This window comes from Pseudomonas sp. FW305-7 (assembly GCF_058786735.1).
The window spans coordinates 12,464-37,275 of the sequence record NZ_JBYSZA010000044.1; the positions used below are offsets into that span (position 1 = coordinate 12,464).

Here is a 24,812-nt window from a genome sequence, read left to right on the forward strand (position 1 = left end):
CACTACGAGGGTTGTATTTCATGGCAACAATTTTCGATCCGATCAAACTGGGCGACGTCGAGCTGTCGAACCGCATCATCATGGCTCCGCTGACCCGCTGCCGCGCCGACGAAGGCCGCGTACCGAACGCGCTGATGGCCGAGTACTACGTACAGCGCGCCTCCGCAGGCCTGATCCTCAGCGAAGCCACTTCAGTGACGCCAATGGGCGTTGGCTACCCGGACACCCCGGGCATCTGGTCCAACGATCAAGTGCGCGGCTGGGCCAACGTGACCAAAGCCATTCACGCTGCCGGCGGCAAGATTTTCCTGCAACTGTGGCACGTCGGCCGGGTTTCCCACCCGTCGTACCTCAACGGTGAAGCGCCGGTTGCACCGAGCGCGGTTCAAGCGAAAGGTCACGTCAGCCTGGTGCGCCCACTGTCCGACTACCCGACCCCGCGCGCTCTGGAAACCGCTGAAATCGCCGACATCGTCGACGCCTACCGCACCGGTGCCGAGAACGCCAAGGCCGCTGGTTTTGACGGCGTGGAAATCCACGGCGCCAACGGTTACCTGCTCGACCAGTTCCTGCAAACCAGCACCAACCAGCGCACCGACAACTACGGCGGCTCCTTGGAAAACCGTGCACGTCTGCTGCTGGAAGTGACTGACGCGGCGATCGACGTCTGGGGCGCCGGCCGTGTCGGTGTGCACCTGGCACCGCGCGCCGACGCTCATGACATGGGCGATGACAATCTGGCTGAAACCTTCACTTATGTGGCGCGTGAGCTGGGCAAACGTGGCATCGCGTTCATCTGCTCCCGCGAGAAAGAAGGCGCCGACAGCCTCGGCCCACAACTCAAAGAAGCCTTCGGCGGCCCGTACATCGCCAACGAACGCTTCACCAAGGACAGCGCCAACGCGTGGCTGGCCAGCGGCAAGGCTGACGCGGTGGCGTTCGGTGTACCGTTTATTGCCAACCCGGATCTGCCGGCACGTTTGAAGGCCGATGCGCCGTTGAATGAGCCGCGTCCAGAGTTGTTCTACGCCAAGGGCCCGGTCGGCTACATCGACTACCCGACGCTGTAAGCAGCTATTCAGTACAAGGCAGCAAAAACGCAAAAGCCCCCGACTTGTGAGAGCCGGGGGCTTTTTTGTGTTCGCCTGGAGATTGATTGCGCAGCTGAGTAAGTAGCCCCTCATCGGAACGCCGCCCGCCCAGCCTTCTCCCGAGGGAGAGGGAGCCGATCTGTGTGCTTTTCAAATCTGGAGTTGGACCGGATATCTCAGGTCGGTGTATCTCGAAAGAACACCTCGGTCAGTCCCCTCTCCTTCTGGGAGAGGGCTTGGGTGAGGGCAAGCAGGCACATTCGTTCACACAGGAGACACAAATTCCCTACAAAATCCGTAGCTCGCTACGTATAAACTCCGCGCCTCAAACGTTTATAAAAGCAGGCCAGTTGACATAAGCTGCGCCAATTGCTCTTTTCTTTCATTTGCGCAGGCTGGGGCTCAGGCGCAGCATATCCAGCCCAGTGTCGACCCAGCGCTCGGCTTCGGCATGCAGTTCAAAACTGTCCGGCGCCAACAGCCAGCCGTACAGGAGGCCATCAATATAGGCATGAATGCTGATGGCCGCACGGGCAGTGTCGAGATCTTCCGGCAACTGGCCGCGATTCACCGCATTACGCAGGGTCAGCCCGATACGCAGATTGCAATCGAGACTGGCCGCCCGGCGCTGCTGGCGCAAATCGCACATTTCATCGGTGAACTCGCACTTATGAAACAGAATTTCGTTGATGCGTCGGGTCTTCGGATCCAGCGCAACTTGATGAAACAAATGAATCAGCAATTTGCGCATGCAGCCCAGCGGGTCCAGTTCATCCTCGCTTTCGCTGGCTTTGGCCAGTTCATCCAGCGGCTCATGCAAGCTGTCGAGCATGGCCTGGACCAGATCGGCTTTGTTGCTGAAATGCCAATAGATCGCGCCGCGCGTGACACCGGCCATGGTCGCGATGTCCGCCAACGTCGTACGAGCGACGCCCCTTTCATAAAAGGCTTTCTCTGCCGCTTCCAGGATCTGGCTGCGGGTTTCTTGAGCTTCCTCTTTGGTACGACGGACCATGGCAGTAAAACCTCAAACAGGATGTTTCAGGGATGGCTGAATATCCGCTGAATAAAAAGGGGGCGATCTCTTCGCGAATCGACTCCCCGGCCTACAATTTCGAACCTTGCAACGACTTTTGTAACAGGGTGGGTACGCGGCCAAGGTGTTTACAAACAACCATGAACGTAAGTATATTCCTTAGCAAGCTACTTATCCACCCGACACTCTTTTTTTACCCTTCCACACTTCTTGTGCGTTTTTTGCGCGCCTGACCCGAGGATCTTCATGCAATTCAAGCCAGCTGTTACCGCTCTGGTCACTGCCGTCGCCCTGGCATCGCTGCTCAGCGGATGTAAAAAGGAAGAAGCGGCACCGGCCGCTCCGCCCCCTCAGGTCGGCGTCGTCACCCTGCAACCACAAGCGTTTACCCTCACGTCAGAACTGCCGGGCCGCACCAGTGCGTTCCGCATTGCTGAAGTTCGACCGCAGGTCAACGGCATCATTCTCAAGCGTCTGTTCAAGGAAGGTGCCGACGTCAAGGCCGGCCAGCAGCTCTATCAGATCGATCCATCGGTCTATGAAGCGACCCTGAAAAGCGCCGAAGCCAACCTGCGTTCGACCAAGTCGATCTCCGACCGCTACAAGCAACTGGTCGATGAACAGGCTGTGAGCCGTCAGGAATACGACACCGCACTGTCCAACCGTCTGCAATCGGAAGCTTCATTGCAGAGCGCGCAGATCAACGTGCGTTACACCAAGGTCTACGCGCCGATCTCGGGCCGTATCGGTCGTTCTTCGGTCACCGAAGGTGCCTTGGTCAGCAACGGCCAGACTGACGCCATGGCCGTGATCCAGCAACTGGACCCGATCTACGTCGACGTCACGCAGTCGTCGGTTGAACTGCTGGAACTGCGTCGCGAGCTGGAAAGCGGTCGTCTGCAAAAATCCGGCGACAACGCTGCAGCGGTCAAGCTGACCCTGGAAGACGGCAGCCAGTACAAGCTCGACGGCAAGCTGGAATTCTCCGAAGTATCGGTCGACCCGACTACCGGTTCCGTGACCCTGCGCGCCGTGTTCCCGAACCCGGATCACACCTTGCTGCCGGGCATGTTCGTCCACGCCCAATTGCAGGCTGGTGTGAACAGCGCCGCGATCCTCGCCCCGCAGCAGGGTGTGACCCGCGACCTCAAAGGCACACCGACCGCACTGGTCGTTGGTCCGGACAACAAGGTCGAGTTGCGTCAGCTCAAGGCCAGCCGCACCGTCGGCAGCCAGTGGCTGATCGAAGACGGACTGAAGGCCGGCGATCGCCTGATCACCGAAGGCCTGCAATTCGTCAAACCCGGTGCCGAGGTCAAACCGACCGAAGCGACCAATGTCGGCGCAAAGAACCCGGCCCCCGCACAGGCAGCTGACAAAGCCGCCGGCGGCAAAGGGGAGTAACCCATGTCAAAATTCTTCATCGACCGTCCGATTTTCGCCTGGGTAATTGCCCTGGTGATCATGCTGGTCGGGGCACTATCGATCCTCAAGTTGCCGATCAACCAGTACCCGAGCATTGCGCCACCGGCCATTGCAATCTCCGTGACCTACCCGGGTGCTTCGGCGCAAACCGTGCAGGACACCGTGGTCCAGGTGATCGAGCAGCAGCTCAACGGTATCGACAACCTGCGTTATGTATCGTCGGAAAGTAACTCCGACGGCAGCATGACCATCACCGCGACCTTCGAGCAAGGCACCAACTCCGACACCGCACAGGTACAGGTTCAGAACAAGCTGAACCTGGCGACCCCGCTGTTGCCGCAGGAAGTGCAGCAACAAGGTATCCGTGTGACCAAGGCAGTGAAGAACTTCCTGCTGGTGATCGGCGTTGTGTCGCGTGACGGCAGCATGTCCAAGGACGACCTGTCCAACTACATCGTGTCGAACATGCAAGACCCGATCTCGCGCACCGCCGGTGTCGGTGACTTCCAGGTCTTCGGTGCCCAGTACGCGATGCGTATCTGGCTCGACCCGGCCAAGTTGAACAACTTCAACCTGACCCCGGTCGACGTGAAAACCGCCATTGCGGCGCAGAACGTCCAGGTCTCGTCCGGTCAGCTCGGCGGCTTGCCGGCCGTGCAAGGTCAGCAACTGAACGCGACGATCATCGGCAAGACCCGTCTGCAAACCGCCGAGCAGTTCAAGGAAATCCTGCTCAAGGTCAACAAGGACGGCTCGCAGGTTCGCTTGAAAGACGTCGCCGACGTTGGTCTGGGTGGTGAAAACTACGCGATCAGCGCCCAGTTCAACGGCAGCCCGGCTTCCGGTCTGGCAGTGAAACTGGCCAACGGCGCCAACGCCCTGGACACGGCCAAGGCCCTGCGCACCACCATCGACAGCCTCAAGCCATTCTTCCCGCAAGGGATGGAAGTGGTATTCCCGTACGACACCACTCCAGTGGTGACCGAGTCGATCAAGGGTGTGGTTGAAACCCTGGTCGAAGCGATCGTGCTGGTATTCCTGGTGATGTTCCTGTTCCTGCAGAACTTCCGCGCCACCGTCATCACCACGATGACCGTGCCGGTGGTATTGCTCGGTACGTTCGGCATCCTCGCCGCCGCCGGTTTCAGCATCAACACCCTGACCATGTTCGGTATGGTGCTGGCCATCGGCTTGCTGGTGGACGATGCCATCGTCGTGGTGGAAAACGTCGAACGGGTGATGGCTGAGGAAGGGCTGTCTCCGAAGGAAGCGACCAAAAAGTCCATGGGCCAGATCCAGGGCGCACTGGTCGGTATCGCCTTGGTACTGTCGGCAGTACTGCTGCCGATGGCCTTCTTTGGTGGCTCGACCGGCGTGATCTACAAGCAGTTTTCGATCACCATCGTCTCGGCCATGGCCCTGTCGGTGCTGGTAGCTCTGATCTTCACTCCGGCGCTCTGCGCGACCATGCTCAAACCGATTCCTCATGGTGAGCATGGCACGCCGAAAAAAGGCTTCTTCGGCTGGTTCAACCGCAACTTCGACCGTAGCGTCAAAAGCTACGAGCGCGGCGTCGGTAACATCCTGCGTCAAAAGGTCCCGTATTTACTGGCCTACGCGCTGATTCTGATCGGCATGATCTGGCTGTTCATGCGCATTCCTTCGTCCTTCCTGCCGGAAGAAGATCAGGGCGTACTGTTCGCTCAAGTGCAGACACCGGCCGGCTCAAGTGCCCAGCGCACTCAGGTGGTCGTGGATGAAATGCGTGAGTACCTGCTGCGGCCGACCAAGGATGGCGGTGAAGGTGACACGGTAGCATCGGTGTTCACTGTAACCGGCTTCAACTTCGCCGGCCGTGGTCAAAGCTCGGGTATGGCGTTCATCATGCTCAAGCCATGGCACGAACGTGACGCCGACAACAGCGTGTTCAAACTGGCCGCTCGCGCCCAGCAGCACTTCTTTACCTTCCGCGATGCGATGGTGTTCGCCTTCGCCCCGCCGGCGGTACTGGAATTGGGTAACGCCACCGGTTTCGACGTGTTCCTGCAAGACCGCGCCGGTATTGGTCACGAAAAGTTGATGGAAGCACGCAACCAGTTCCTCGGCATGGCGGCGCAGAGCAAGGTGCTGTCGCAGGTGCGTCCGAATGGTCTGAACGACGAGCCGCAGTTCCAGCTCGAAATCGACGACGAGAAGGCCAGTGCCCTCGGCGTTACCATCAGCGACATCAACAACACCTTGTCGATTGCCTTGGGCAGTAGCTACGTCAACGACTTCATCGACCGCGGTCGGGTGAAAAAGGTGTACGTGCAAGGCCAGCCGGATTCGCGCATGAACCCGGAAGATCTGAAGAAGTGGTACGTACGCAACGCCAGCGGCACCATGGTTCCGTTCTCGGCGTTCGCCAAGGGCGAGTGGATCTACGGCTCGCCCAAGCTCTCACGCTATAACGGCGTAGAGGCGGTGGAAATTCTCGGTGCTCCGGCTCCGGGTTACTCCACGGGTGAAGCCATGGCTGAAGTCGAAGCCATCGCGGCGAAACTGCCAAAAGGTGTCGGTATCTCCTGGACCGGTCTGTCCTATGAAGAGCGTCTGGCAGGTTCGCAAGCCCCGGCCCTGTTCGCGCTGTCGCTGTTGATGGTGTTCCTGTGTCTGGCGGCGCTCTACGAGAGCTGGTCGATTCCGATCGCAGTCGTGCTCGTGGTGCCGCTGGGGATCATCGGTGCCTTGCTGGCGACCAGTCTGCGCGGTCTGTCCAACGACGTGTACTTCCTGGTGGGTCTGTTGACGACCATCGGTCTGGCGGCGAAAAACGCCATTCTGATCGTCGAGTTCGCCAAGGAGCTGCACGAACAGGGCGCCAGCCTGCGCGACGCAGCTATCGAGGCTTGCCGCATGCGTCTGCGTCCGATCATCATGACCTCGCTGGCGTTTATTCTCGGTGTGGTACCGCTGGCTATTTCCACCGGCGCGGGCTCTGGTAGCCAACACGCCATCGGTACGGTGGTAATCGGCGGTATGATCACCGCCACGATCCTGGCGATCTTCTGGGTCCCACTGTTCTTCGTCACGGTTTCGTCCATGGGTCAGCGTAAAAACGCCAACCAGGATGAAACTAAAGAAACTCCTAAAGAGGCTGGCCAATGAGCAAGTCGCTACTCTCCCTCGCAGTCGCCGCCTTCGTGCTGAGCGGTTGCTCGCTGATACCTGATTATCAGCAGCCTGAGGCTCCGGTCGCAGGCCAGTACCCGCAGGGCCCGGCGTACTCGCCGGCCCAGGCACCGGCGCAGGCCGCTGCCGAGCAGGGCTGGAAGCAGTTTTTCCATGACCCGGCCCTGCAACAGCTGATCCAGGTCTCGCTGGAAAACAACCGCGACCTGCGTGTTGCGGCACTGAACATCGACGCCTATGCGGCTCAATACCGCATCCAGCGCGCCGACCTGTTCCCGGCGGTTTCGGCCAATGCCAGTGGCAGCCGTCAGCGGGTTCCGGCCCGTGCTTCGGGGACCGGTGATTCGAACATCACCAGTTCCTACTCCGCGACCGTCGGCATCAGCGCCTACGAACTCGACCTCTTCGGTCGGGTTCGCAGCCTGAGCGAACAAGCGCTGCAACAATACTTCGCCACTGAAGAAGCGCGCCGCAGCACCCAGATCAGCCTGGTCGCCAGCGTCGCCAATGCTTACCTGACTTGGCAAGCCGACAAGGAACTGCTGAAGCTGACGCAAGACACCCTCGGTGCCTTCGAAGAAAGCTACAAGCTGACCAGCCGCAGCAATGAAGTCGGTGTCGCCTCGGCGCTGGATCTGGCGCAGTCGCGTACCTCGGTGGAAAACGCCCGTGCACAACTGGCCAAGTACACCCGCCAGGTGGCGCAGGACGAAAACAGCCTGACCCTGCTGCTCGGCACCGGCATCCCGGCCAACCTGCAAGCGGCCAAACCGCTGTCGGATGATCTGCTCAGCGACGTACCGGCCGGTCTGCCTTCGGACCTGCTGCAACGTCGTCCGGACATCCTCCAGGCCGAGTACAACCTGAAGGCCGCCAACGCCAACATCGGCGCCGCCCGTGCCGCGTTCTTCCCGAGCATCAGCCTGACCGCCAACGCGGGCAGCCTGAGCCCGGACCTGTCCGGTCTGTTCAAGGGTGGTTCGGGGACGTGGCTGTTCCAGCCGCAGATCAACCTGCCGATCTTCAACGCCGGCAGCCTGCGCGCCAGCCTCGACTACGCCAAGATCCAGAAGGACATTGGCGTGGCGAACTACGAAAAGGCAATTCAAACCAGCTTCCAGGAAGTCGCCGATGGCCTGGCCGCACGCCAGACCTACACCGAGCAGTTGCAAGCGCAGCGTGATTTCGTTCAGGCCAACCAGGATTACTACCGCCTGGCCGAACGTCGTTACCGCATCGGCGTCGACAGCAACCTGACCTTCCTCGATGCCCAGCGTCAGTTGTTCAGCGCGCAACAAGCGCTGATCACCGACCGCCTCGCGCAGCTGACCAGTGCGGTCAACCTGTACAAGGCCCTGGGCGGTGGCTGGAATGCGCAAACCGCGCAGAACGAACCGCTGAAAGAAGAAGCACCGAAGATGAAGTTGTTCTGATCATCATCAGGTGAACACAAGGAGCCCACCGATTGGTGGGCTTTTTGTTGCCTGCCATAAAGTTGTATTGCCTGAACTAGCCCCATCGCTGGCAAGCCAGCTCCCACAGGTTTTGTGGTGTTCTCAATTTCTGCATCCAGCCAGATCACTGTGGGAGCTGGCTTGCCAGCGATGAGGCCCGCACAGCCGCGGCAAAATCATCATCAATCTTGGTTCGATAATCGCCCAGAACCCGCTTTCTCCGATTGAAACCACGCCTGCGCGCCCCGCACCATTCGTCCCACAAAACCAATAACAACAGGTTCGACACCATGCCCCCGCGCCCTGCCCTGTCCGGCTGATCTCCGCCGCCTCATCCCGAATCTGCATAACCCTGTCTGCCCCGCAAACGGCGGCAACGGGACTCGTTCGACCCAAAAAAATAACAAAGAGATCCTGCGATGACACATCCCACTGCGCCGTACGCATTCCCCGGCCTGATCGCCCTGGCCCTCGCTGGCGCTGCCCTGCCCGCTGCCGCTGAAGAAGGCGGTTTTATCGAAGGGGCCAAGGTCAATCTCAACCTGCGCAACTTCTACATCAACCGCAACTTCACCAACCCGACCAAAGCACAGGGCAAAGCTGAAGAGTGGACGCAGAACTTCATCCTCGACGCCAAATCCGGTTTCACCCAAGGCATCGTCGGTTTCGGCATGGACGTGCTCGGCCTGTATTCGGTGAAGCTCGACGGCGGCAAAGGCACCGGCGGCTCGCAGTTGTTGCCGCTGGATCACGACGGTCGCCCGGCGGACAACTTCGGTCGTACCAACGTCGCTTTCAAGGCGAAGCTGTCGCAGACCGAAGTGAAGGTTGGCGAATGGATGCCGGTGCTGCCGATCCTGCGTTCGGATGACGGCCGCTCGCTGCCGCAAACCTTTCGTGGCGGCCAGATCACCTCCAGGGAAATCGACGGCCTGACCCTCTACGGCGGCCAGTTCCGCGCCAACAGCCCGCGCGACGACAGCAGCATGAGCGACATGTCGATGTTCGGCAAAGCTGCGTTCACCTCCGATCGCTTCAACTTTCAGGGCGGTGAATACGTTTTCAACGAAAAACGTACGCAGATCGGTGTGTGGAATGCCGAGCTCAAGGACATCTACAGCCAGCAATACGTCAACTTGGTCCACAGCCAGCCACTCGGTGACTGGACACTGGGCGCCAACCTCGGTTTCTTCTACGGCAAGGACGACGGCAGCGCCCGCGCCGGTGATCTCGATAACAAGACCTGGTCCGGCATGTTCTCGGCCCGATACGGCGGAAACACCTTCTACGTCGGCCTGCAAAAGCTCACAGGCGACAGCGCGTGGATGCGCGTCAACGGCACCAGCGGCGGCACCTTGGCCAACGACAGTTACAACTCAAGTTATGACAACGCACAGGAACGCTCCTGGCAGGTACGCCACGACTACAACTTTGCCGCACTTGGCATCCCCGGTCTGACCTTGATGAACCGCTACATCAGCGGCGACAACGTGCACACCGGCACCATCACCGATGGCAAGGAATGGGGCCGCGAATCGGAACTGGGTTACACCGTGCAGAGCGGCACGCTCAAGGACCTCAACGTCAGATGGCGCAACTCGACCATGCGCCGGGACTTCAGCAACAACGAGTTCGATGAGAACCGCCTGATCATCAGCTACCCGATCAGCTTGCTCTAACCTCAATCCCCTGGAGCTGCCGCAGGCTGCGGCAGTTCCTGCATAAAAGGTGATATCAGCGAGCCATCCGTCAGGAGCGCTGGCACTTTGTTCGACGTCGGGTAGAGTTGAAAAAACCTGAAGGACTCAGGCGTACGACCTCTCCCACTTCCGTTATCTGTTGATGTTGGTCCCCAAGACTTGAGCCAGGCTGTCATCGGAAGACAATGCTGATCACCAGAGGACCCCCTCATGATCACCCGACTCAATGTAGCTCCCGACTGGGACGCCAAGGCGTACCAGCAGTTTTCCCGTCTCAGGCAACGCCCGGTCAATGAATTGCTCGACCGTGTCGAACTGCACAACCCCAAACATATTTATGACCTCGGCTGCGGCACCGGTATTGCCACGCAACTGTTGGCCCAGCGCTGGCCGCGTGCACAGTTGCAGGGCGTCGACAGCTCGCGACAAATGCTCGATGAAGCCCGCTGCTTGCCGATTCACGCATCGTGGAAACAAAGCGATCTGCTCGACTGGCAACCCGAACAACCGGCAGATCTTTTGCTCGCGGCGGCCGTGCTGCATTTCATCGGCGACCACGATACCTTGCTGCCGCGCTTGCTCGGCCAGCTCAATCGCGGCGGCTGCCTGGCGGCGCACATGCCGGACTGGCGCGATGCGTTGTGGTATCGGCTGATGCTCGACACGCTGGACGATGCCGGCCCCGGCGGCACACCGCTGGGTACGCGGCAATTGCGCCAACGCATGGCGGCGCGGCCGCTGTTGGCGCTGGAGGATTACTATCGCCTGCTCGCGCCGTTGACCGAATCGCTGGATATCTGGGAGACCGAGCAATTGCAGGTGGTCGACGGGAAATCGCCGGTGTATGACTGGGTCAAGGTGTCGGCGTTGCGCCCGGTGATGCAGGCGCTGAATTCAGAGGAGCAGTCGCGATTTATCTATCACTACCTGATGCGGGTGCATGAGCATTATCCGCAGGAGAGGAATGGGCATACGTTGTTTCCGTTCAAGCGGATATTCATTGTCGCCACGGTGTGATGCATCACGGCGACTACCGCTATCGCTGGCAAGCCAGCTCCCACAGGTTCTTGGGTTGTTCACAAATTTTGGGTACACCCGAGAACACTGTGGGAGCTGGCTTGCCAGCGATGGCGTCAGACTGGACAACAACTATTCCCGGGATTCGATACCCAGCTCATCCCACACCGATTCCGCCAAGTGAAACGTCGCATTCGCCGCCGGAATCCCGCAATAAATCGCACTCTGCATGATCACTTCCTTGATCTCGCCACGGCTCACGCCGTTATTGGCGGCCGCGCGCAGGTGCAGTTTCAGTTCGCCCTCGCGGTTCATGCCGATCAGCATGGCAATGGTGATCAGGCTACGGGTGTGCCGAGGCAAACCCGGGCGGGTCCAGATATCGCCCCAGGCATGACGGGTGATCATCTCCTGAAACTCGCTATTGAACTCGGTCAGCGTCGTCAGGCTGCGATCGACGTGGGCATCGCCCAACACTGCGCGGCGCACCTGCATGCCGTCGTCGTAACGTTGTTTCTCGTCCACAAAAACTTCCTCACCTGGCCTGCAAAAACGCCAGTACACGGTCGCTGAATTCGGCGCCGGCCTGCACGTTGGAAAGATGCGCCGCATAGAACTCGGCATACTCGGCGCCGCGTACATGCTCCTGAATGAAATGCCCGCCGGACGGCGGCGTGACCGCGTCTTCGCTGCCGGCAATCACCAGCAACGGCACGTTGATCGAAGCCAGTTGATCACGGAAATCGGCATCGCGTACCGCCGCGCAATTGGCCGCGTAACCTTCAGGCGAGGTCGCCGCGAGCATGTCGGTGATCTGCTTGGCCGCCGCCGGATGAGCCGCCGAGAAGTCCGGGGTAAACCAACGGGCAATCGAGGCATCACGCAGGGCAACCATTGCCGCCGGACCGTCGCGCAGCACGGTTTCGATGCGTGGATTCCACACTGACGGATCGCCGATTTTTGCCGCCGTGTTGCAGACGATCAGTTTGTGCAGGCGATGCCCGGCATTGATCCCCAGCCACTGGCCGATCAATCCACCCATCGACAATCCGCAGAAATGCGCGCGCTCGATGTGCAGCGCATCCAGCAGCCCGAGCACGTCATGGCCCAGTTGCTCGATGCTGTACGGCCCCGGTGTCACCAACGATTGACCGTGCCCACGGGTGTCGAAACGCAGCACACGAAAATTTTCGGTGAACGCCGGCATCTGCGCGTCCCACATGTGCAGGTCGGTGCCCAGCGAGTTGGACAGCACCAGCACCGGCGCATCGACCGGGCCTTCAATCTGAGGCCCTTGAATTTCATAGTGCAGTTCGCCATCGGCGAGTTGAACGAAAGCCACAGCCCTCTCCTTCAGACAGACAATGCGTGATGTTCGACCACCGCACGCTCGACCCAGACTTGCGCCTGACCGAGGTAATGGGCGGGATTCAACAGATGATCCAGTTCGGCGCCGCTCAGTTCGGCGGTGACCGCCGGCTCATCACCGAGAACTGCGCGCAAGTGGCGTTGCTCGGCCACCGCGCGCTTGCAGCATTGTTCGAGCAGGTGATGCGCGGTATCGCGGCCGACCCGTTGCGCGAGGACGATGCTCACCGCTTCGGCCAGCACCAGCCCTTGGGTCAGTTCGAGATTGCGCGCCATGCGTGCGGCATCGACTTCCAGGCCATCAGCCAGCAGGCGCGCCTGCTGCAGCGACCCCGAGACGAGGCAGCAAATCTCCGGCAGGGTTTCCCATTCGGCATGCCACAGACCGAGACTGCGTTCGTGCTCCTGCGGCATCGCACTGAACAGCGTCGACACCAGCCCCGGCACTCGCGTTGCCGCGCCGATCAGCACCGCCGCGCCGACCGGGTTGCGTTTGTGCGGCATGGTCGAAGAACCGCCCTTGCCCGGCGCCGACGGTTCAAAGACTTCCGCCGCCTCGGTCTGCATCAACAGGCTGACGTCGCGGCCGAGTTTGCCGAGGCTGCCGGCGATCAAACCGAGCACCGCGCCGAACTCAACGATGCGATCACGCTGGGTGTGCCACGGTTGTTTCGGCAAGGTCAGTTGCAGTTCTTGCGCCAAGGCTTCGGCAATCGGCAACGCCTGCTTGCCAAGCGCCGCGAGGGTTCCGGACGCGCCGCCGAATTGCAGCACCAGCAGGCGCGGCTTGAGTTCGCGCAGACGCTGACGGCTGCGAGTCACTGCGCCAAGCCAACCGGCGATTTTCATGCCGAGAGTCACCGGGGTTGCGTGTTGCAGCCAGGTACGGCCGGCCAACGGGGTCGCGGCGTGGCGTTGGGCCTGAGTCGCAAGAGCATCGGCCAGTTGTGCCAGATCGCTTTCGATCAGTTGCAGCGCCTGACGCAATTGCAGGACCAGCCCGGTATCCATCACGTCCTGACTGGTCGCGCCCAAATGCACATAGCGCTCGGCTTCGGCATCAGTGGCGGCGATCTGCTTGCCCAGGGCCTTGACTAGCGGAATTGCCGAATTGCCCGCCGTAGCAATCGCCTCGCCCAACGCGGCGAAGTCGTACAAACCGGCGCGGCAGGCATTTTCAATAGGCGCCACCGCGTGTGACGGGATCACCCCGACCCGCGCCTCGGCCCGGGCCAGCGCCGCTTCGAAGTCGAGCATCGCTTGCACGCGGCCCTGATCGCAGAACACGTCGCGCATATCGCGGGCAGTGAAGTAGGCATCGAACAATTGATTGCCCGGTCGCTGAGTCATAAACAGTCCTTGCCGGCGCGGGCCATGACGGCCCGCGCGCATCGGTTTAGAGATCGTGGTGCAAATACGCTGCCTGCTTCGGCAAGCGCAAACTGAACAGGAACGCGACGGCCATCATCACCGTGACGTACCAGTAGAAGGCATTTTCCATGCCCCCGGCTTTCAGGCTCAGGGCCACATATTCTGCCGAACCGCCAAAGATCGCGTTGGCCACGGCATAGGCCAGACCGACGCCGAGGGCGCGGACTTCCGGCGGAAACATTTCGGCTTTCACCAGACCGCTGATCGAGGTGTAGAAACTGACGATGGCCAGCGCCACGGTGATCAGCACAAAGGCCAGGATCGGACTGCTGACGCTTTTCAGGCTCAACAGGATTGGCACGGTAAACAGCGTACCGAGCGCGCCGAACCAGAGCATCGAGTTACGTCGACCGATCTTGTCGGCGAGCATGCCGAACAGCGGTTGCATGCACATATAAAGGAAGAGCGCGCCGGTCATGATGTAGCTGGCGGTCTTGGCGTGCATGCCGGCGGTGTTCACCAGATATTTCTGCATATAAGTGGTGAAGGTATAAAAAATCAGCGAGCCACCAGCGGTGTAGCCGAGCACGGTGATGAACGCGGCTTTGTGGTCACGGAACAACGCACGAATGCTGCCGGCGTCCTTGTTCTCGCGCATCTCCTTGCTGGCGGTTTCTTTCAGCGAACGGCGCAGGAACAGCGAGATCACCGCCGCGACCGCACCGACCACAAATGGAATGCGCCAGCCGTAGGCACGCAGTTCGTCTTCGCTGAGGAACTGTTGCAGGATCACCACCAGCAATACCGCCAGCAGTTGCCCGCCAATCAGCGTCACGTACTGGAAAGAGGCGAAAAAACCGCGCTGGCCCTTGAGCGCGACTTCACTCATGTAAGTCGCGGTGGTGCCATATTCACCGCCGACCGACAGGCCTTGCAGCAGACGTGCAAACAGCAACAACAACGGCGCCCAGACACCGATGGTGTTATAGGTCGGCAAGCAGGCGATGAGCAACGAGCCGAAGCACATCATCAGCACCGAAATCATCATCGAGGTCTTGCGGCCCTTCTTGTCTGCCAGACGCCCGAAGATCCAGCCACCAATCGGGCGCATCAGGAAGCCAGCGGCGAACACGCCTGCGGTGTTGACCAGTTGCACCGTCGGGTTATCGGAAGGGAAAAACGCCGGGGCGAAATAGATCGCGCAAAAGGCGTAGACGTAGAAGTCGAACCATTCGACGAGGTTGCCGGACGAAGCGCCGACAATGGCGAAGATGCGCTTGCTGCGCTCTTCACCGGTGTAATGGGAGGTGATGGTTGTCATTGTTTATCACTCGATAGGGACAGTGAGAGTCTAGACATACTTTGCAACAGTCCCGTTCCACATCCTGTATTGATCGTTCCCACGCTCTGCGTGGTAACGCATCCCGTGACGCTCCGCGTCACACTGGACGCAGAGCGTCCATGGCGGCATTCCCACGCAGAGCGTGGGAACGATCAGTAGGCAGCGATCAATAATCGAAGAACACCGTCTCTGCGTCAGTGCCCTGCAAAATCACATTCCACTGATACACCCCCGCCGCATCCGGCTTCGCCAGCAAGGTCGCGCGGCGCTCGGCCGGCACACACTCCAGCAACGGATCATTCACGTTCGCCGGCTCCCCTTCAAAGTAGATGCGCGTCAGCAAATGCTTGACCAGGCCACGGGCAAACACCAGCACCACCAGATGCGGCGCCTGGGTCGAGCCCTTCAGGCCTTCGACCGTGCCCGGCTTGATCGTGGTGAAACGGAAACGCCCTTCAGCGTCCACCGACACCCGGCCGAAACCTTCGAAATGCGGGTCCAGCGGTTTGTCCTGCTCGTCTTCCGGATGCGCGTACTTGCCGGCAGCGTTGGCCTGCCAGACTTCAAGCATGGCGTCGTTGACCACATCGCCGTTGCCGTCAACGACTTGGCCGGTGATCGCCACGCGCTCGCCGAGGGTTTGTTCGACCGCGAGGTTTTCGCGGTTCAGCCAGGTCAGACCGATGTGGTAGTACGGCCCGACGGTGTGGGACGTGGTGGCAGTCAGGGTCATCTTATTTCTCCATCGGCGTGGCGTCGCGGCCACGCAAGACGATGTCCCAGCGGTAACCGAGGGCGTAGGACGGAATGGTTTTTTCCAGATCGAAACTGGCGATCAGGCGTTCCTTGGCCGAAGTGTCCGGCACGCAGTTGTAGATCGGGTCGTAGGCCAGCAGCGGATCGCCGGGGAAGTACATCTGCGTCACCAAGCGAGTAAGGATGCTCGGCCCGAACAACGAAAAATGAATGTGCGCCGGGCGCCACGCGTTGTGGTGGTTGCCCCACGGATAGGCACCGGGCTTGATGGTCTGGAACTGGTACCAGCCATCGGCGTCGGTCACGGTGCGGCCGGTGCCGGTGAAGTTCGGGTCCAGCGGCGCGTCGTGCAGGTCGCGCTGGTGGTTGTAGCGGCCGGCGGCGTTGGCCTGCCAGATCTCCACCAGAATTCCCGGCACCGGCAGACCGTTTTCGTCGAGCACACGGCCGTGAATGATGATCCGCTCGCCCAACGGTTCGCCGTCGTGCTGGGCGGTCAGGTCATTGTCTTTCTCGGCGACGCGTTCGGCACCGATGGTCGGGCCGGTGATCTCCGACAACGAATGCGGCAGAAACACCAACGGCTTCGATGGCGAGCGCAGATTGGTGGATTGATACGTCGGGTGCAGGTACTCAGGCTGAGTGCCTTCCTGCGGACGACGGTAACCAGGCTTGTCAGACATGTCGCTTTCCTCTGTTCTTTTTCGTCACGGCTTGCGTCAGACGCGTTCGATGGCCAGGGCCAGACCTTGGCCAACACCGACGCACATGGTCGCCAGACCTTTCTTGCCGCCGGTCTTTTCCAGCTGATGCAGCGCGGTCAGCACCAGACGCGCGCCGCTCATGCCCAACGGGTGACCGAGAGCAATCGCGCCGCCATTCGGGTTGACCTGCGCCGCGTCATCCGCCAGCCCCAGTTCACGCAGCACTGCCAAGCCTTGGCTGGCGAAGGCTTCGTTGAGTTCGATCACATCAAAATCGCTGACCGCCACACCGAGACGCTCGGTAAGTTTGCGCACCGCCGGCACCGGGCCGATGCCCATCACCCGTGGCGCGACGCCGGCGCTGGCCATGCCGAGCACTTTGGCGCGAGCGGTCAGACCGTGTTTTTTCACCGCTTCGGCGGACGCGAGAATCAGCGCGGCGGCGCCGTCATTAACCCCGGAAGCATTGCCGGCGGTGACGGTTTTGTCCGGGCCGTTGACCGGTTTCAGTTTGCTCAGCGCTTCGAGTGTGGTGTCGGCACGTGGATGTTCGTCCTGGCTGACCACGGTTTCGCCTTTTTTGTGGGCGATGCGCACTTCGACGATTTCTTCGGCGAAGTAGCCAGCAGCCTGCGCGGCAACGGTGCGTTGCTGACTGCGCAAGGCGAAAGCGTCCTGATCCTCGCGGGACACTTCATAGTCATCGGCGACGTTGTCGGCGGTCTGCGGCATCGCGTCGACGCCGTATTGCGCCTTCATCAACGGGTTGATGAAACGCCAGCCGATGGTGGTGTCTTCCAGTTTCATGTTGCGCGAAAACGCCGCGTCAGCCTTGCCCATCACGAACGGTGCGCGGGACATCGACTCGACGCCGCCGGCAATCGCCAGCTCCATCTCGCCACTGGCAATCGCGCGGAATGCGGTGCCGATCGCGTCCATGCCCGAAGCGCAGAGGCGATTGAGGGTCACGCCCGGCACGCTGTCCGGCAGACCCGCCAACAGCAGCGCCATGCGTGCGACGTTGCGGTTGTCTTCGCCGGCCTGGTTGGCGCAGCCGAGAAACACCTCGTCGATTGCATTCCAGTCCACCGATGGATTGCGCTCCATCAGCGCCTTGATCGGCACAGCCGCGAGATCGTCGGCACGAACGGCAGACAGTCCACCGCCGAAACGGCCGATGGGGGTACGAATCGCGTCGCAGATATAAACGTCACGCATCATGCTTCTCCCGGTGCCTGACCGTGGGCCGCAGCGGTGCGCGCTTCGAGATCGCGCAGTGCGGTCAACTCGACTTCCGTCGGTTCAGCGGTGGTGGCTACGTCATCGGCAAAACGGATCGCCCAACCGGTGGCGGCGACCACTTGCTCGCGGGTCACGCCTGGGTGCAGTGCGGTGACTACAAATTCGTGGGTGCCTTCTTCCGGCTCCATGATGCACAGGTCGGTGATGATCCCGACCGGCCCGGCGCCCGGCAGGCCCAGACGTTTACGCGAATCGCCGCCCTCGCCATGACCGACCGAGGTGATGAAGTCGAGCTTGTCGACAAACGAACGCGCCGACTGTTTAAGGATGATCAACACGCTTTTCGCCGAACCGGCAATCTCCGGCGCGCCACCGGCACCCGGCAGACGCACTTTCGGCGCATGGTAATCGCCGACCACGGTGGTGTTGATGTTGCCGAAACGGTCGACCTGCGCGGCGCCGAGAAAACCGACGTCGATGCGTCCGCCCTGCAACCAATAGCGAAAAATCTCACCGGTCGGGACGACAGTGTCGGCGGTCTCCGCCAGTTCGCCGTCACCGATGGACAGCGGCAGTACGCTCGGCTTGGCGCCGATCGGGCCCGATTCGTAGATCAACACTACGTCCGGCGACGACGTCAGGCGTGCCAGGTTCGCAGCTTTCGACGGCAGGCCGATGCCGACGAAGCACACCGAACCGTTCTTCAGGCGACGGGCTGCGGCGACGGTCATCATTTCATTGGTGGAGTAAGTCATTATTTGGCCTCCGAAGCAGCGGCCAACTTGGCCTGAAACTCGCTGAAGTCAGCGCAGCCATGGATGTATTCGTTGATCCACGCGGTAAACGTCTCACGGTCGCGGGCGATCGGGTCCCACGCCTGATAGAAACGGTTGTCGCGTTCGGTGTAACCGTGGGCGTAGGACGGATGCGCACCGCCGGGTACATGGCAGACCGCGCTCAAGGCCCAGGTCGGCAGTACGCAGGCGTTCATCGGCGCGTTGAGGTTGTCGACGATTTCCTCGACGGTGACGATGCAGCGCTTGGCGGCCAGCGCCGCTTCTTTCTGCACGCCGAGAATGCCCCACAACAGCACGTTGCCTTGGCGATCGGCTTTCTGTGCGTGGATCACGGTCACGTCCGGACGCACCGACGGCACGGCCGCCAGCACTTCACCGGTGAATGGACAGGTGACGCTTTTGATCAGCGGATTGACCTTTGGCAGGTCGGAGCCGGCGTAGGCACGCAGCACCGCGAACGGCAGGCCGGAAGCGCCAGCTACGTAGGCATTGGCCAGATCGGCGTGGGAATGTTCTTCGATTTCCAGCGGGTGCGGCCATTGCTTCTCGACCGCGTCACGCAGACGGTGCAGCGAACCTACACCCGGATTGCCGCCCCAAGAGAAGATCAGTTTGCGAGCGCAACCGGCGCCGATCAGTTGGTCGTAGATCAGGTCAGGCGTCATCCGCACCAGGGTCAGATCTTTCTTGCCCTGACGAATGATTTCATGACCTGCCGCCGTAGGGATCAGGTGAGTGAAGCCTTCGAGCGCGACGGTGTCGCCGTCGTTGACGAATTGCTTCACCGCGTCGTGCAGCGAAAGGATCTCAGCCATGGAGCGGGCTCCCGTTTTTGTAATGAATCGCCAGTGATAAAAAGGCGCGAGGGTCAGCGCCGGAGTCACTGCAGATTAAGCCTGGGAAATTCGCCAAACAATCCGATAATCGACTGAGTGTTCGTTTATCGAACAGATTGTTGTCACCCTATCAATCAGATGGAAACGCAGCCCAGGACGCTCCGCGTCCAAGAGCAGACGCAGAGCGTCTATTGAGGCGTTCCCACGCAGAGCGTAGGAACGATCATGCGCTGAAATTCAGGTGGCATCCGCATGACTGACCATGCCCTTGATCACCACCGCCGTAGTCGCCAACGCCGCCGGAATCACCAACGCCGTCAACACCTGCTCGAAATTCCAGCCCAGGCCCAACAACGTCGCGCCCATCCACGCCCCGAGAATCGCGCCGAACCGACCAATCCCGAGCATCCACGACACCCCGGTCGCTCGCCCCTGAGTCGGATAAAACCGTGCTGCCAGCGACGGCATTGCCGATTGCGCACCGTTCACACACATCCCTGCCACCAACACCAGGGTCGCCAGCAGCGTGATATTGCCCAGACTCTGCCCCACCGCGTAGGCAAACACCCCCGCCAGCAGGTAGAAAATGCCAATCACCTTGTGCGGATTGAAGCGGTCCATCGCCCATCCCACAGCGACCGCGCTCAATACCCCGCCAAACTGGAACAACGCGCCAATGAACGCGGCCTGCTCCATGCTTGCGCCGCTGTCGCGCATCAGTGTCGGCAGCCAACTGGTCAGCAGATACACAATCACCAGGCCCATGAAATAGGTCAGCCACAGCAACAAAGTGCCGGTGCTGTAGGTGCCCGAGAAGATCACCGCAAACACATTGCGCGCCTTGACGGTTTTCTGTTCCGGCACGCTGAAACTGGACGCCTGAGCGACGGTAACCGGGTCAATCGGCGCGAGGGTCTTGCGCACTTTGTCGGTGCCGCGGTTGCGCACGACCAGATAACGTGCCGATTCCGGCAGCCAGAACAGCAGAACCACGGCGAGGATCAGCGGCAGGATTCCACCAATCAGCAACAAACTGTGCCAGCCGAACGCCGGAATCAGCTTTGCCGAAATAAAACCACCACCGGCCATGCCGAGGTTGAATCCACAGAACATGCTGGTCACCAGCAGCGACTTCTTGCGCTCCGGGGTGTATTCCGACAGCAGTGTCGTCGCGTTCGGCATCCCCGCGCCCAGACCGAGGCCGGTGAGGAAACGCAGCACCAGCAATTGCTCGACATTGGTGCTGTACGCCGAGGCCAGACTGAAAGCACCGAACAGCACCACCGCCCCCACCAATACGACTTTGCGCCCGAAACGGTCAGCCAAGGGCCCGGAACCGAGCGCGCCGAAGACCATGCCGATCAGCGCGGCACTCATCACCGGGCCGAGGCTGGCGCGGTCGATGCCCCAGTCCTGCGACAGCGCCGGGGCAATGAAACCCATCGCGGCGGTGTCGAGGCCATCAAGGAAAACAATCAGGAAACACAGGATCACCACCCGCCACTGATAGCGCGAGATTGGTTGGGCATTGATGAAGGTCTGCACGTCGAGGCAGTTACCCACAGCGGACTGAGGCTGGTTCATTATTTTTATTCCACGCAAAAAAACGCAGTCGAACGGCGGCCGGCCAAAGAGCGGCACGGTCACAAGAATAGAAGGTCTGGATCAGGCGTTGCGCTGAACCCGGCAACAGGGGATGGGGCGGAGACAGTCGGGGAGCATGCGCATGGTGAGTTGCCTCTTGTCATTATTATGGGAGTCGACAATCCGGCGGGCTCATACAGATCAGCGCCGGATGACGCTGCCGCGACATTAATGATCCGAGGGTTTTAGCGTCAATTCGATAAACGCAACACTGTGCGTTTATCGAACAGCTTCATCAGGCGAACAATTGCGCACTAAGGTCGCGGCTGGCGCTGAGCAGGCCCGGCAGGAAACGTTGTTCCAGCTCGGTACGACTGACGCGACCGGCGTGAGTACTGACGTTCAGTGCTGCAACCACTTGCCCGGAAGCATCGTAGACCGGCACGGCAATCGAGCGCAGGCCCTGCTCCAGTTCCTGATCGACGATGCACCAGCCTTGTTGCCGCACTTCTTGCAGGCATTCGAGCAACGCTTCGGAGGTGTGAATCGTTCGACTGGTCTTGGCGACCAGTTCAGCGTGGTCGAGGTATTCACCCAGCGACGTGTCGTCCAAAGCTGCCAGCAGAATCCGCCCCATCGACGTGCAATAGGCCGGCAAGCGCCCGCCCACCGACAGATCCACGGAAATCAGTCGCTGGGTGGTTGCCGAACGGGCGATATAAAGAATGTCATCACCTTCCAGCGTGGCCATGTTGCAGGCTTCGTGCAGTTGCTCGCTCATGCGGTCGAGGTAGGGCTGCGCGGACACGGCCAACGGTGTAGAGGATAAATAGGCGTGGCCGAGGGTCAGCACTTTCGGCAGCAACGAGTAGGTACGCCCGTCAGTCGTGGCGTAGCCGAGCTTGATCAACGTGTGCAGACAACGGCGCACGGCAGCGCGGGGAATTTCCGTGCGATGGCTGATCTGGGCGATCGTCAGATGACGCTTGCGCTCCTGAAAGGCCTGCACCACCGCCAGACCACGGGCCAGCGAGGTCATGAAGTCCGGATCACCGGTCAGCGCCTGAATCCGTTTGGCCGGCGAGGCAACAATCGGCGGCGCCACTGAGGTGAAGGAGTTGCGCATTTGATCGTTCATTTCTTGTCCTTGGTTCCGGCACGGATCAATGGCTATACAAGCGACTCCCGGGAAGATGCACAAGAGTGGAGACGCCAAGATTGGGCGATTATCGAACCGCCGACCGATTATCGCAATGGCTCCGGGCTGGCCGCTCGGGCGCTTTATTAGTGAGGATTGAACTTCGGTGCATCATTGGCTCTGCGCATAGTTGTTCGACTAAATGGCGCCAGAAACTGATCACCTGACAAACAAGGCAACACCCCACCGACAACTTCTGTTAAAAGTTGTGAGTCACAAAACAATCACACATTCGGAACCGTTTTTAACTTGGCAGAGATAGTCAATTCCAAATCGACCGCTATAATGCAAGTCAGTGGTCTGTCGTTTTTTCCTTGATAACGACGCCACCCGCTGCCGCGATGTCCATCGCGGTCAGCCCGGCCAGCGCCTGACGCTCATACTCATGCACCGCCAGCACGCTTGCTGATTACTGGAAACTGATGCTGCGTCAGTTTTAATCTGGTGACGTAGCCGCCTGCAACATGGAAGTCTTGAACGTTCTGCCGACACCACCAATGTCCATTCTGGCATTGAGCCTCGGCGGGTTCGCTCAATCGATTTGTTGCCGTGCGATTCGCCAGACATTTAACTCAACTCAAACAGGTAGCACTGTGACGAAAGACGAACTGCGCGCGGAACTTGAGCGCCAGGAACAACGTTACAAGGATGTTTACGGCGGGGAAGTCACCACCTACGCCGCTCAACCCGAACCGGAACGCAAGGCATGGCGGAAACGACCAACTGTTCAGGATCAGGTTTTCCAGCAAGAACTGAAAAAGATGGAAGAAGAACTCAAAACCGAAGAGCCATAAGTCACGGTTTTTGCTTCTTTGAAGGTTTGCGCCAGCACCGGCTACAAGCGCGGTGTAACGACGAAGCCTTGCGCGCCCGCTACCCGCGGGCAGCGGCTATCTCCCCGGCCGGCAGGCTGCAGGGACGATTCAGACAGGTTTCACAGATATTTCAGACAAGCGTTTGAACCCTTTACGCGCCTGCGAAATTCACCGGCGATACGGACTTTTTCCAAGTAATTCAATGACTTGAAAAACCCTGCGCGATGCTTGGTTTTAATGCGCTGCAACAAATTAAATCGAAGAAGAATGTTACCGATGAGCAGGTAGGGCATCGATTTCGAGACTTTTCTGGCATAATCGCGCCCCCTTACGACCGGGTCAGAAAACCTTCATGATCGATTTATTCAGCGGACTGGATGCTTGGGTGCTTGTGAGCCTCTTGCTCGCCCTGACGTTTGTCCTCGCCTTCGAGTTCATCAATGGATTTCATGACACCGCTAACGCGGTAGCCACTGTTATCTACACCAAAGCCATGCCGCCTCACCTGGCGGTGTTCTTTTCCGGTGTGTTCAATTTCCTCGGCGTGCTGCTGGGCGGGGTTGGCGTGGCGTATGCCATTGTCCACTTGCTGCCGGTTGAACTGCTGATCAACGTGAACACCGGCCATGGCCTGGCGATGGTGTTCTCGTTGCTCGCGGCGGCGATCACCTGGAACCTGGGCACCTGGTACTTCGGTATCCCGGCGTCGAGTTCCCACACCTTGATCGGTTCGATCCTCGGTGTCGGCCTGGCCAATGCCCTGATCAACGATATCCCGTTGGCCGACGGCGTGAACTGGCAGAAAGCGATCGACATTGGCGCTTCGCTGGTGTTCTCGCCGATGGCTGGCTTCCTGATCGCGGCACTGGTGCTGATCGGCCTGAAATGGTGGCGCCCGCTGTCGAAGATGCACAAGACACCGGAACAGCGCCGCAAGATCGACGACAAGAAGCACCCGCCGTTCTGGAACCGTCTGGTCCTGGTGATCTCGGCCATGGCCGTGAGCTTCGTGCACGGCTCCAACGATGGCCAGAAAGGCATCGGCCTGATCATGCTGGTGTTGATCGGTATCGTTCCTGCGCAGTTCGTACTTGACCTGAACAGCACGACTTACCAGATCGAACGCACCCGCGATGCGACCCTGCACCTGAGCCAGTTCTACCAGCGCAACTCTGATTCCCTCGGCGAGTTCCTGGCCCTGGGTAAAAGTGTAGAAGGCGACCTGCCGGAGAAATTCCGCTGCAACCCGCAGCAGACCGAACCGACCATCAGCGCCCTGCTCCACACCCTCAAAGGTGTAGCGGACTACCATTCGCTGTCGTCGGAAAGCCGCGTAGAAGTTCGTCGCTACCTGCTGTGCCTGGACGACACGGCGAAGAAAGTTGGCAAGCTGCCAGGCCTGGAAGCCCGTGAAAAGGCTGACCTGGACAAACTGCGCAAAGATCTGACCACCACCACCGAATACGCCCCATTCTGGGTGATTCTGGCGGTCGCACTGGCCCTGGGCCTGGGCACCATGGTTGGCTGGAAACGCGTGGTACTGACCATCGGTGAGAAGATCGGCAAGCAAGGCATGACCTATTCTCAGGGCATGTCGGCGCAGATCACCACTGCCAGTTTGATCGGTATGGCCAACATCTTCAGCCTGCCGGTGTCGACCACTCACGTTCTGTCTTCGGGCGTGGCCGGGACCATGGTCGCCAACAAGAGCGGCCTGCAGGGTGGTACGGTTCGCACCATTCTGTTGGCGTGGGTGTTGACCCTGCCGGCGACTGTTGCGCTGTCGGCCGGGTTGTTCTGGCTGGCGTCTAAGGCTTTGGGTAGCTGATAGATAGCGGCACATGAGAAAGGCGCGATTCGAAGGGATCGCGCCTTTTTTTGTGTTTGGGGGTTGGGTTTTGGGGG

At 60.1% G+C, this 24,812-nt stretch carries 20 protein-coding genes; 8 read left to right on the top strand and 12 right to left on the bottom strand.

Features of this window, described 5'->3' with window-relative positions; translation table 11 throughout:
- Window positions 1-20: 20 nt before the first annotated feature.
- Window positions 21-1,070 carry an alkene reductase gene (locus AC3WMT_RS29410; protein ID WP_103307020.1) on the top strand — a complete coding sequence of 350 codons (1,050 nt, stop codon included), beginning with the start codon at window positions 21-23 and terminating at the stop codon, window positions 1,068-1,070.
- A gap of 403 nt (window positions 1,071-1,473) precedes the next feature.
- Here the strand turns inward: AC3WMT_RS29410 and emhR are convergent, their stop codons facing one another.
- Entirely contained in the window at window positions 1,474-2,106 is a 633-nt protein-coding gene (emhR, locus tag AC3WMT_RS29415) for an efflux system transcriptional repressor EmhR (protein WP_103307022.1), read from the bottom strand.
- A gap of 267 nt (window positions 2,107-2,373) precedes the next feature.
- On the opposite strand from emhR, the gene emhA reads away from it, so the two are divergent.
- The 5 genes from emhA (at window position 2,374) to AC3WMT_RS29440 (ending at window position 10,894) form a co-directional block, all read left to right on the top strand.
- A complete protein-coding gene (gene emhA, locus AC3WMT_RS29420) occupies window positions 2,374-3,531 on the top strand; it encodes an efflux RND transporter periplasmic adaptor subunit EmhA (protein WP_103307024.1) in 1,158 nt (385 codons plus the stop codon).
- Window positions 3,532-3,534: 3 nt separating this feature from the next.
- Window positions 3,535-6,699, top strand: a complete 3,165-nt coding sequence (emhB, locus tag AC3WMT_RS29425; protein WP_103307025.1) for an efflux RND transporter permease subunit EmhB — start codon at window positions 3,535-3,537, stop codon at window positions 6,697-6,699.
- Window positions 6,696-8,156, top strand: a complete 1,461-nt coding sequence (emhC, locus tag AC3WMT_RS29430; RefSeq protein ID WP_103307027.1) for an efflux RND transporter outer membrane subunit EmhC — start codon at window positions 6,696-6,698, stop codon at window positions 8,154-8,156. The genes emhB and emhC overlap by 4 nt, the downstream gene beginning before the upstream one ends.
- Window positions 8,157-8,596: 440 nt before the next feature.
- Window positions 8,597-9,856 (top strand): OprD family porin, encoded by a 1,260-nt coding sequence (locus tag AC3WMT_RS29435; protein WP_103307029.1) that lies wholly within the window; start codon window positions 8,597-8,599, stop codon window positions 9,854-9,856.
- A 231-nt stretch (window positions 9,857-10,087) separates the two neighbouring features.
- On the top strand, window positions 10,088-10,894 hold the full coding sequence (locus AC3WMT_RS29440; RefSeq protein WP_103307030.1) for a methyltransferase domain-containing protein: 807 nt from the start codon (window positions 10,088-10,090) through the stop codon (window positions 10,892-10,894).
- A gap of 132 nt (window positions 10,895-11,026) precedes the next feature.
- On the opposite strand, the gene pcaC is transcribed toward AC3WMT_RS29440, so the two are convergent.
- The 11 genes from pcaC to pcaR form a co-directional block, all read right to left on the bottom strand.
- A complete protein-coding gene (gene pcaC / locus AC3WMT_RS29445) occupies window positions 11,027-11,419 on the bottom strand; it encodes a 4-carboxymuconolactone decarboxylase (protein WP_041070503.1) in 393 nt (130 codons plus the stop codon).
- Window positions 11,420-11,429: 10 nt separating this feature from the next.
- On the bottom strand, window positions 11,430-12,236 hold the full coding sequence (gene pcaD, locus AC3WMT_RS29450) for a 3-oxoadipate enol-lactonase (protein WP_103307032.1): 807 nt from the start codon (window positions 12,234-12,236) through the stop codon (window positions 11,430-11,432).
- An 11-nt stretch (window positions 12,237-12,247) separates the two neighbouring features.
- Window positions 12,248-13,612 carry a 3-carboxy-cis,cis-muconate cycloisomerase gene (locus AC3WMT_RS29455; RefSeq protein ID WP_103307034.1) on the bottom strand — a complete coding sequence of 455 codons (1,365 nt, stop codon included), beginning with the start codon at window positions 13,610-13,612 and terminating at the stop codon, window positions 12,248-12,250.
- A 46-nt stretch (window positions 13,613-13,658) separates the two neighbouring features.
- Window positions 13,659-14,954, bottom strand: a complete 1,296-nt coding sequence (locus AC3WMT_RS29460; protein ID WP_103307036.1) for an MFS family transporter — start codon at window positions 14,952-14,954, stop codon at window positions 13,659-13,661.
- A gap of 187 nt (window positions 14,955-15,141) precedes the next feature.
- Entirely contained in the window at window positions 15,142-15,708 is a 567-nt protein-coding gene (pcaG, locus tag AC3WMT_RS29465) for a protocatechuate 3,4-dioxygenase subunit alpha (protein WP_103307039.1), read from the bottom strand.
- 1 nt (window position 15,709) lies between these two features.
- On the bottom strand, window positions 15,710-16,414 hold the full coding sequence (gene pcaH / locus AC3WMT_RS29470; RefSeq protein ID WP_103307041.1) for a protocatechuate 3,4-dioxygenase subunit beta: 705 nt from the start codon (window positions 16,412-16,414) through the stop codon (window positions 15,710-15,712).
- 36 nt (window positions 16,415-16,450) lie between these two features.
- Window positions 16,451-17,656, bottom strand: coding sequence for a 3-oxoadipyl-CoA thiolase (pcaF, locus tag AC3WMT_RS29475; protein WP_177431467.1), 1,206 nt, complete (start codon window positions 17,654-17,656; stop codon window positions 16,451-16,453).
- Complete coding sequence (locus tag AC3WMT_RS29480; RefSeq protein WP_177431468.1) at window positions 17,653-18,435, bottom strand: CoA-transferase subunit beta; 783 nt, start codon at window positions 18,433-18,435, stop codon at window positions 17,653-17,655. The genes pcaF and AC3WMT_RS29480 overlap by 4 nt, the downstream gene beginning before the upstream one ends.
- Entirely contained in the window at window positions 18,432-19,289 is an 858-nt protein-coding gene (locus AC3WMT_RS29485; protein ID WP_103307044.1) for a CoA transferase subunit A, read from the bottom strand. The genes AC3WMT_RS29480 and AC3WMT_RS29485 overlap by 4 nt, the downstream gene beginning before the upstream one ends.
- 258 nt (window positions 19,290-19,547) lie before the next feature.
- The gene (gene pcaK / locus AC3WMT_RS29490; protein ID WP_103307045.1) at window positions 19,548-20,894 is read right to left on the bottom strand and encodes a 4-hydroxybenzoate transporter PcaK; all 1,347 of its coding nucleotides are present in this window, start codon (window positions 20,892-20,894) and stop codon (window positions 19,548-19,550) included.
- Window positions 20,895-21,189: 295 nt separating this feature from the next.
- Complete coding sequence (pcaR, locus tag AC3WMT_RS29495) at window positions 21,190-22,032, bottom strand: pca regulon transcriptional regulator PcaR (protein ID WP_103307046.1); 843 nt, start codon at window positions 22,030-22,032, stop codon at window positions 21,190-21,192.
- Window positions 22,033-22,685: 653 nt separating this feature from the next.
- Between pcaR and AC3WMT_RS29500 the strand changes: the two genes are divergently transcribed.
- Entirely contained in the window at window positions 22,686-22,886 is a 201-nt protein-coding gene (locus AC3WMT_RS29500; RefSeq protein ID WP_103307048.1) for a hypothetical protein, read from the top strand.
- Between the two features lie 373 nt (window positions 22,887-23,259).
- Window positions 23,260-24,735: an inorganic phosphate transporter gene (locus AC3WMT_RS29505; RefSeq protein WP_103307050.1), complete on the top strand. Its 1,476-nt coding sequence runs from the start codon at window positions 23,260-23,262 to the stop codon at window positions 24,733-24,735.
- Window positions 24,736-24,812: the final 77 nt, after the last annotated feature.

Coding starts and splice junctions, on each gene's coding strand:
- AC3WMT_RS29460 (WP_103307036.1), bottom strand. CDS start 14,954: ATGACAACCATCACCTCCCATTACACCGGTGAAGAGCGCAGCAAGCGC.
- pcaG (WP_103307039.1), bottom strand. CDS start 15,708: ATGACCCTGACTGCCACCACGTCCCACACCGTCGGGCCGTACTACCAC.
- AC3WMT_RS29435 (WP_103307029.1), top strand. CDS start 8,597: ATGACACATCCCACTGCGCCGTACGCATTCCCCGGCCTGATCGCCCTG.
- AC3WMT_RS29440 (WP_103307030.1), top strand. CDS start 10,088: ATGATCACCCGACTCAATGTAGCTCCCGACTGGGACGCCAAGGCGTAC.
- emhR (WP_103307022.1), bottom strand. CDS start 2,106: ATGGTCCGTCGTACCAAAGAGGAAGCTCAAGAAACCCGCAGCCAGATC.
- pcaK (WP_103307045.1), bottom strand. CDS start 20,894: ATGAACCAGCCTCAGTCCGCTGTGGGTAACTGCCTCGACGTGCAGACC.
- pcaH (WP_103307041.1), bottom strand. CDS start 16,414: ATGTCTGACAAGCCTGGTTACCGTCGTCCGCAGGAAGGCACTCAGCCT.
- AC3WMT_RS29455 (WP_103307034.1), bottom strand. CDS start 13,612: ATGACTCAGCGACCGGGCAATCAATTGTTCGATGCCTACTTCACTGCC.
- emhA (WP_103307024.1), top strand. CDS start 2,374: ATGCAATTCAAGCCAGCTGTTACCGCTCTGGTCACTGCCGTCGCCCTG.
- AC3WMT_RS29485 (WP_103307044.1), bottom strand. CDS start 19,289: ATGGCTGAGATCCTTTCGCTGCACGACGCGGTGAAGCAATTCGTCAAC.
- emhC (WP_103307027.1), top strand. CDS start 6,696: ATGAGCAAGTCGCTACTCTCCCTCGCAGTCGCCGCCTTCGTGCTGAGC.
- AC3WMT_RS29410 (WP_103307020.1), top strand. CDS start 21: ATGGCAACAATTTTCGATCCGATCAAACTGGGCGACGTCGAGCTGTCG.
- emhB (WP_103307025.1), top strand. CDS start 3,535: ATGTCAAAATTCTTCATCGACCGTCCGATTTTCGCCTGGGTAATTGCC.
- pcaR (WP_103307046.1), bottom strand. CDS start 22,032: ATGAACGATCAAATGCGCAACTCCTTCACCTCAGTGGCGCCGCCGATT.
- pcaF (WP_177431467.1), bottom strand. CDS start 17,656: ATGATGCGTGACGTTTATATCTGCGACGCGATTCGTACCCCCATCGGC.
- AC3WMT_RS29505 (WP_103307050.1), top strand. CDS start 23,260: ATGATCGATTTATTCAGCGGACTGGATGCTTGGGTGCTTGTGAGCCTC.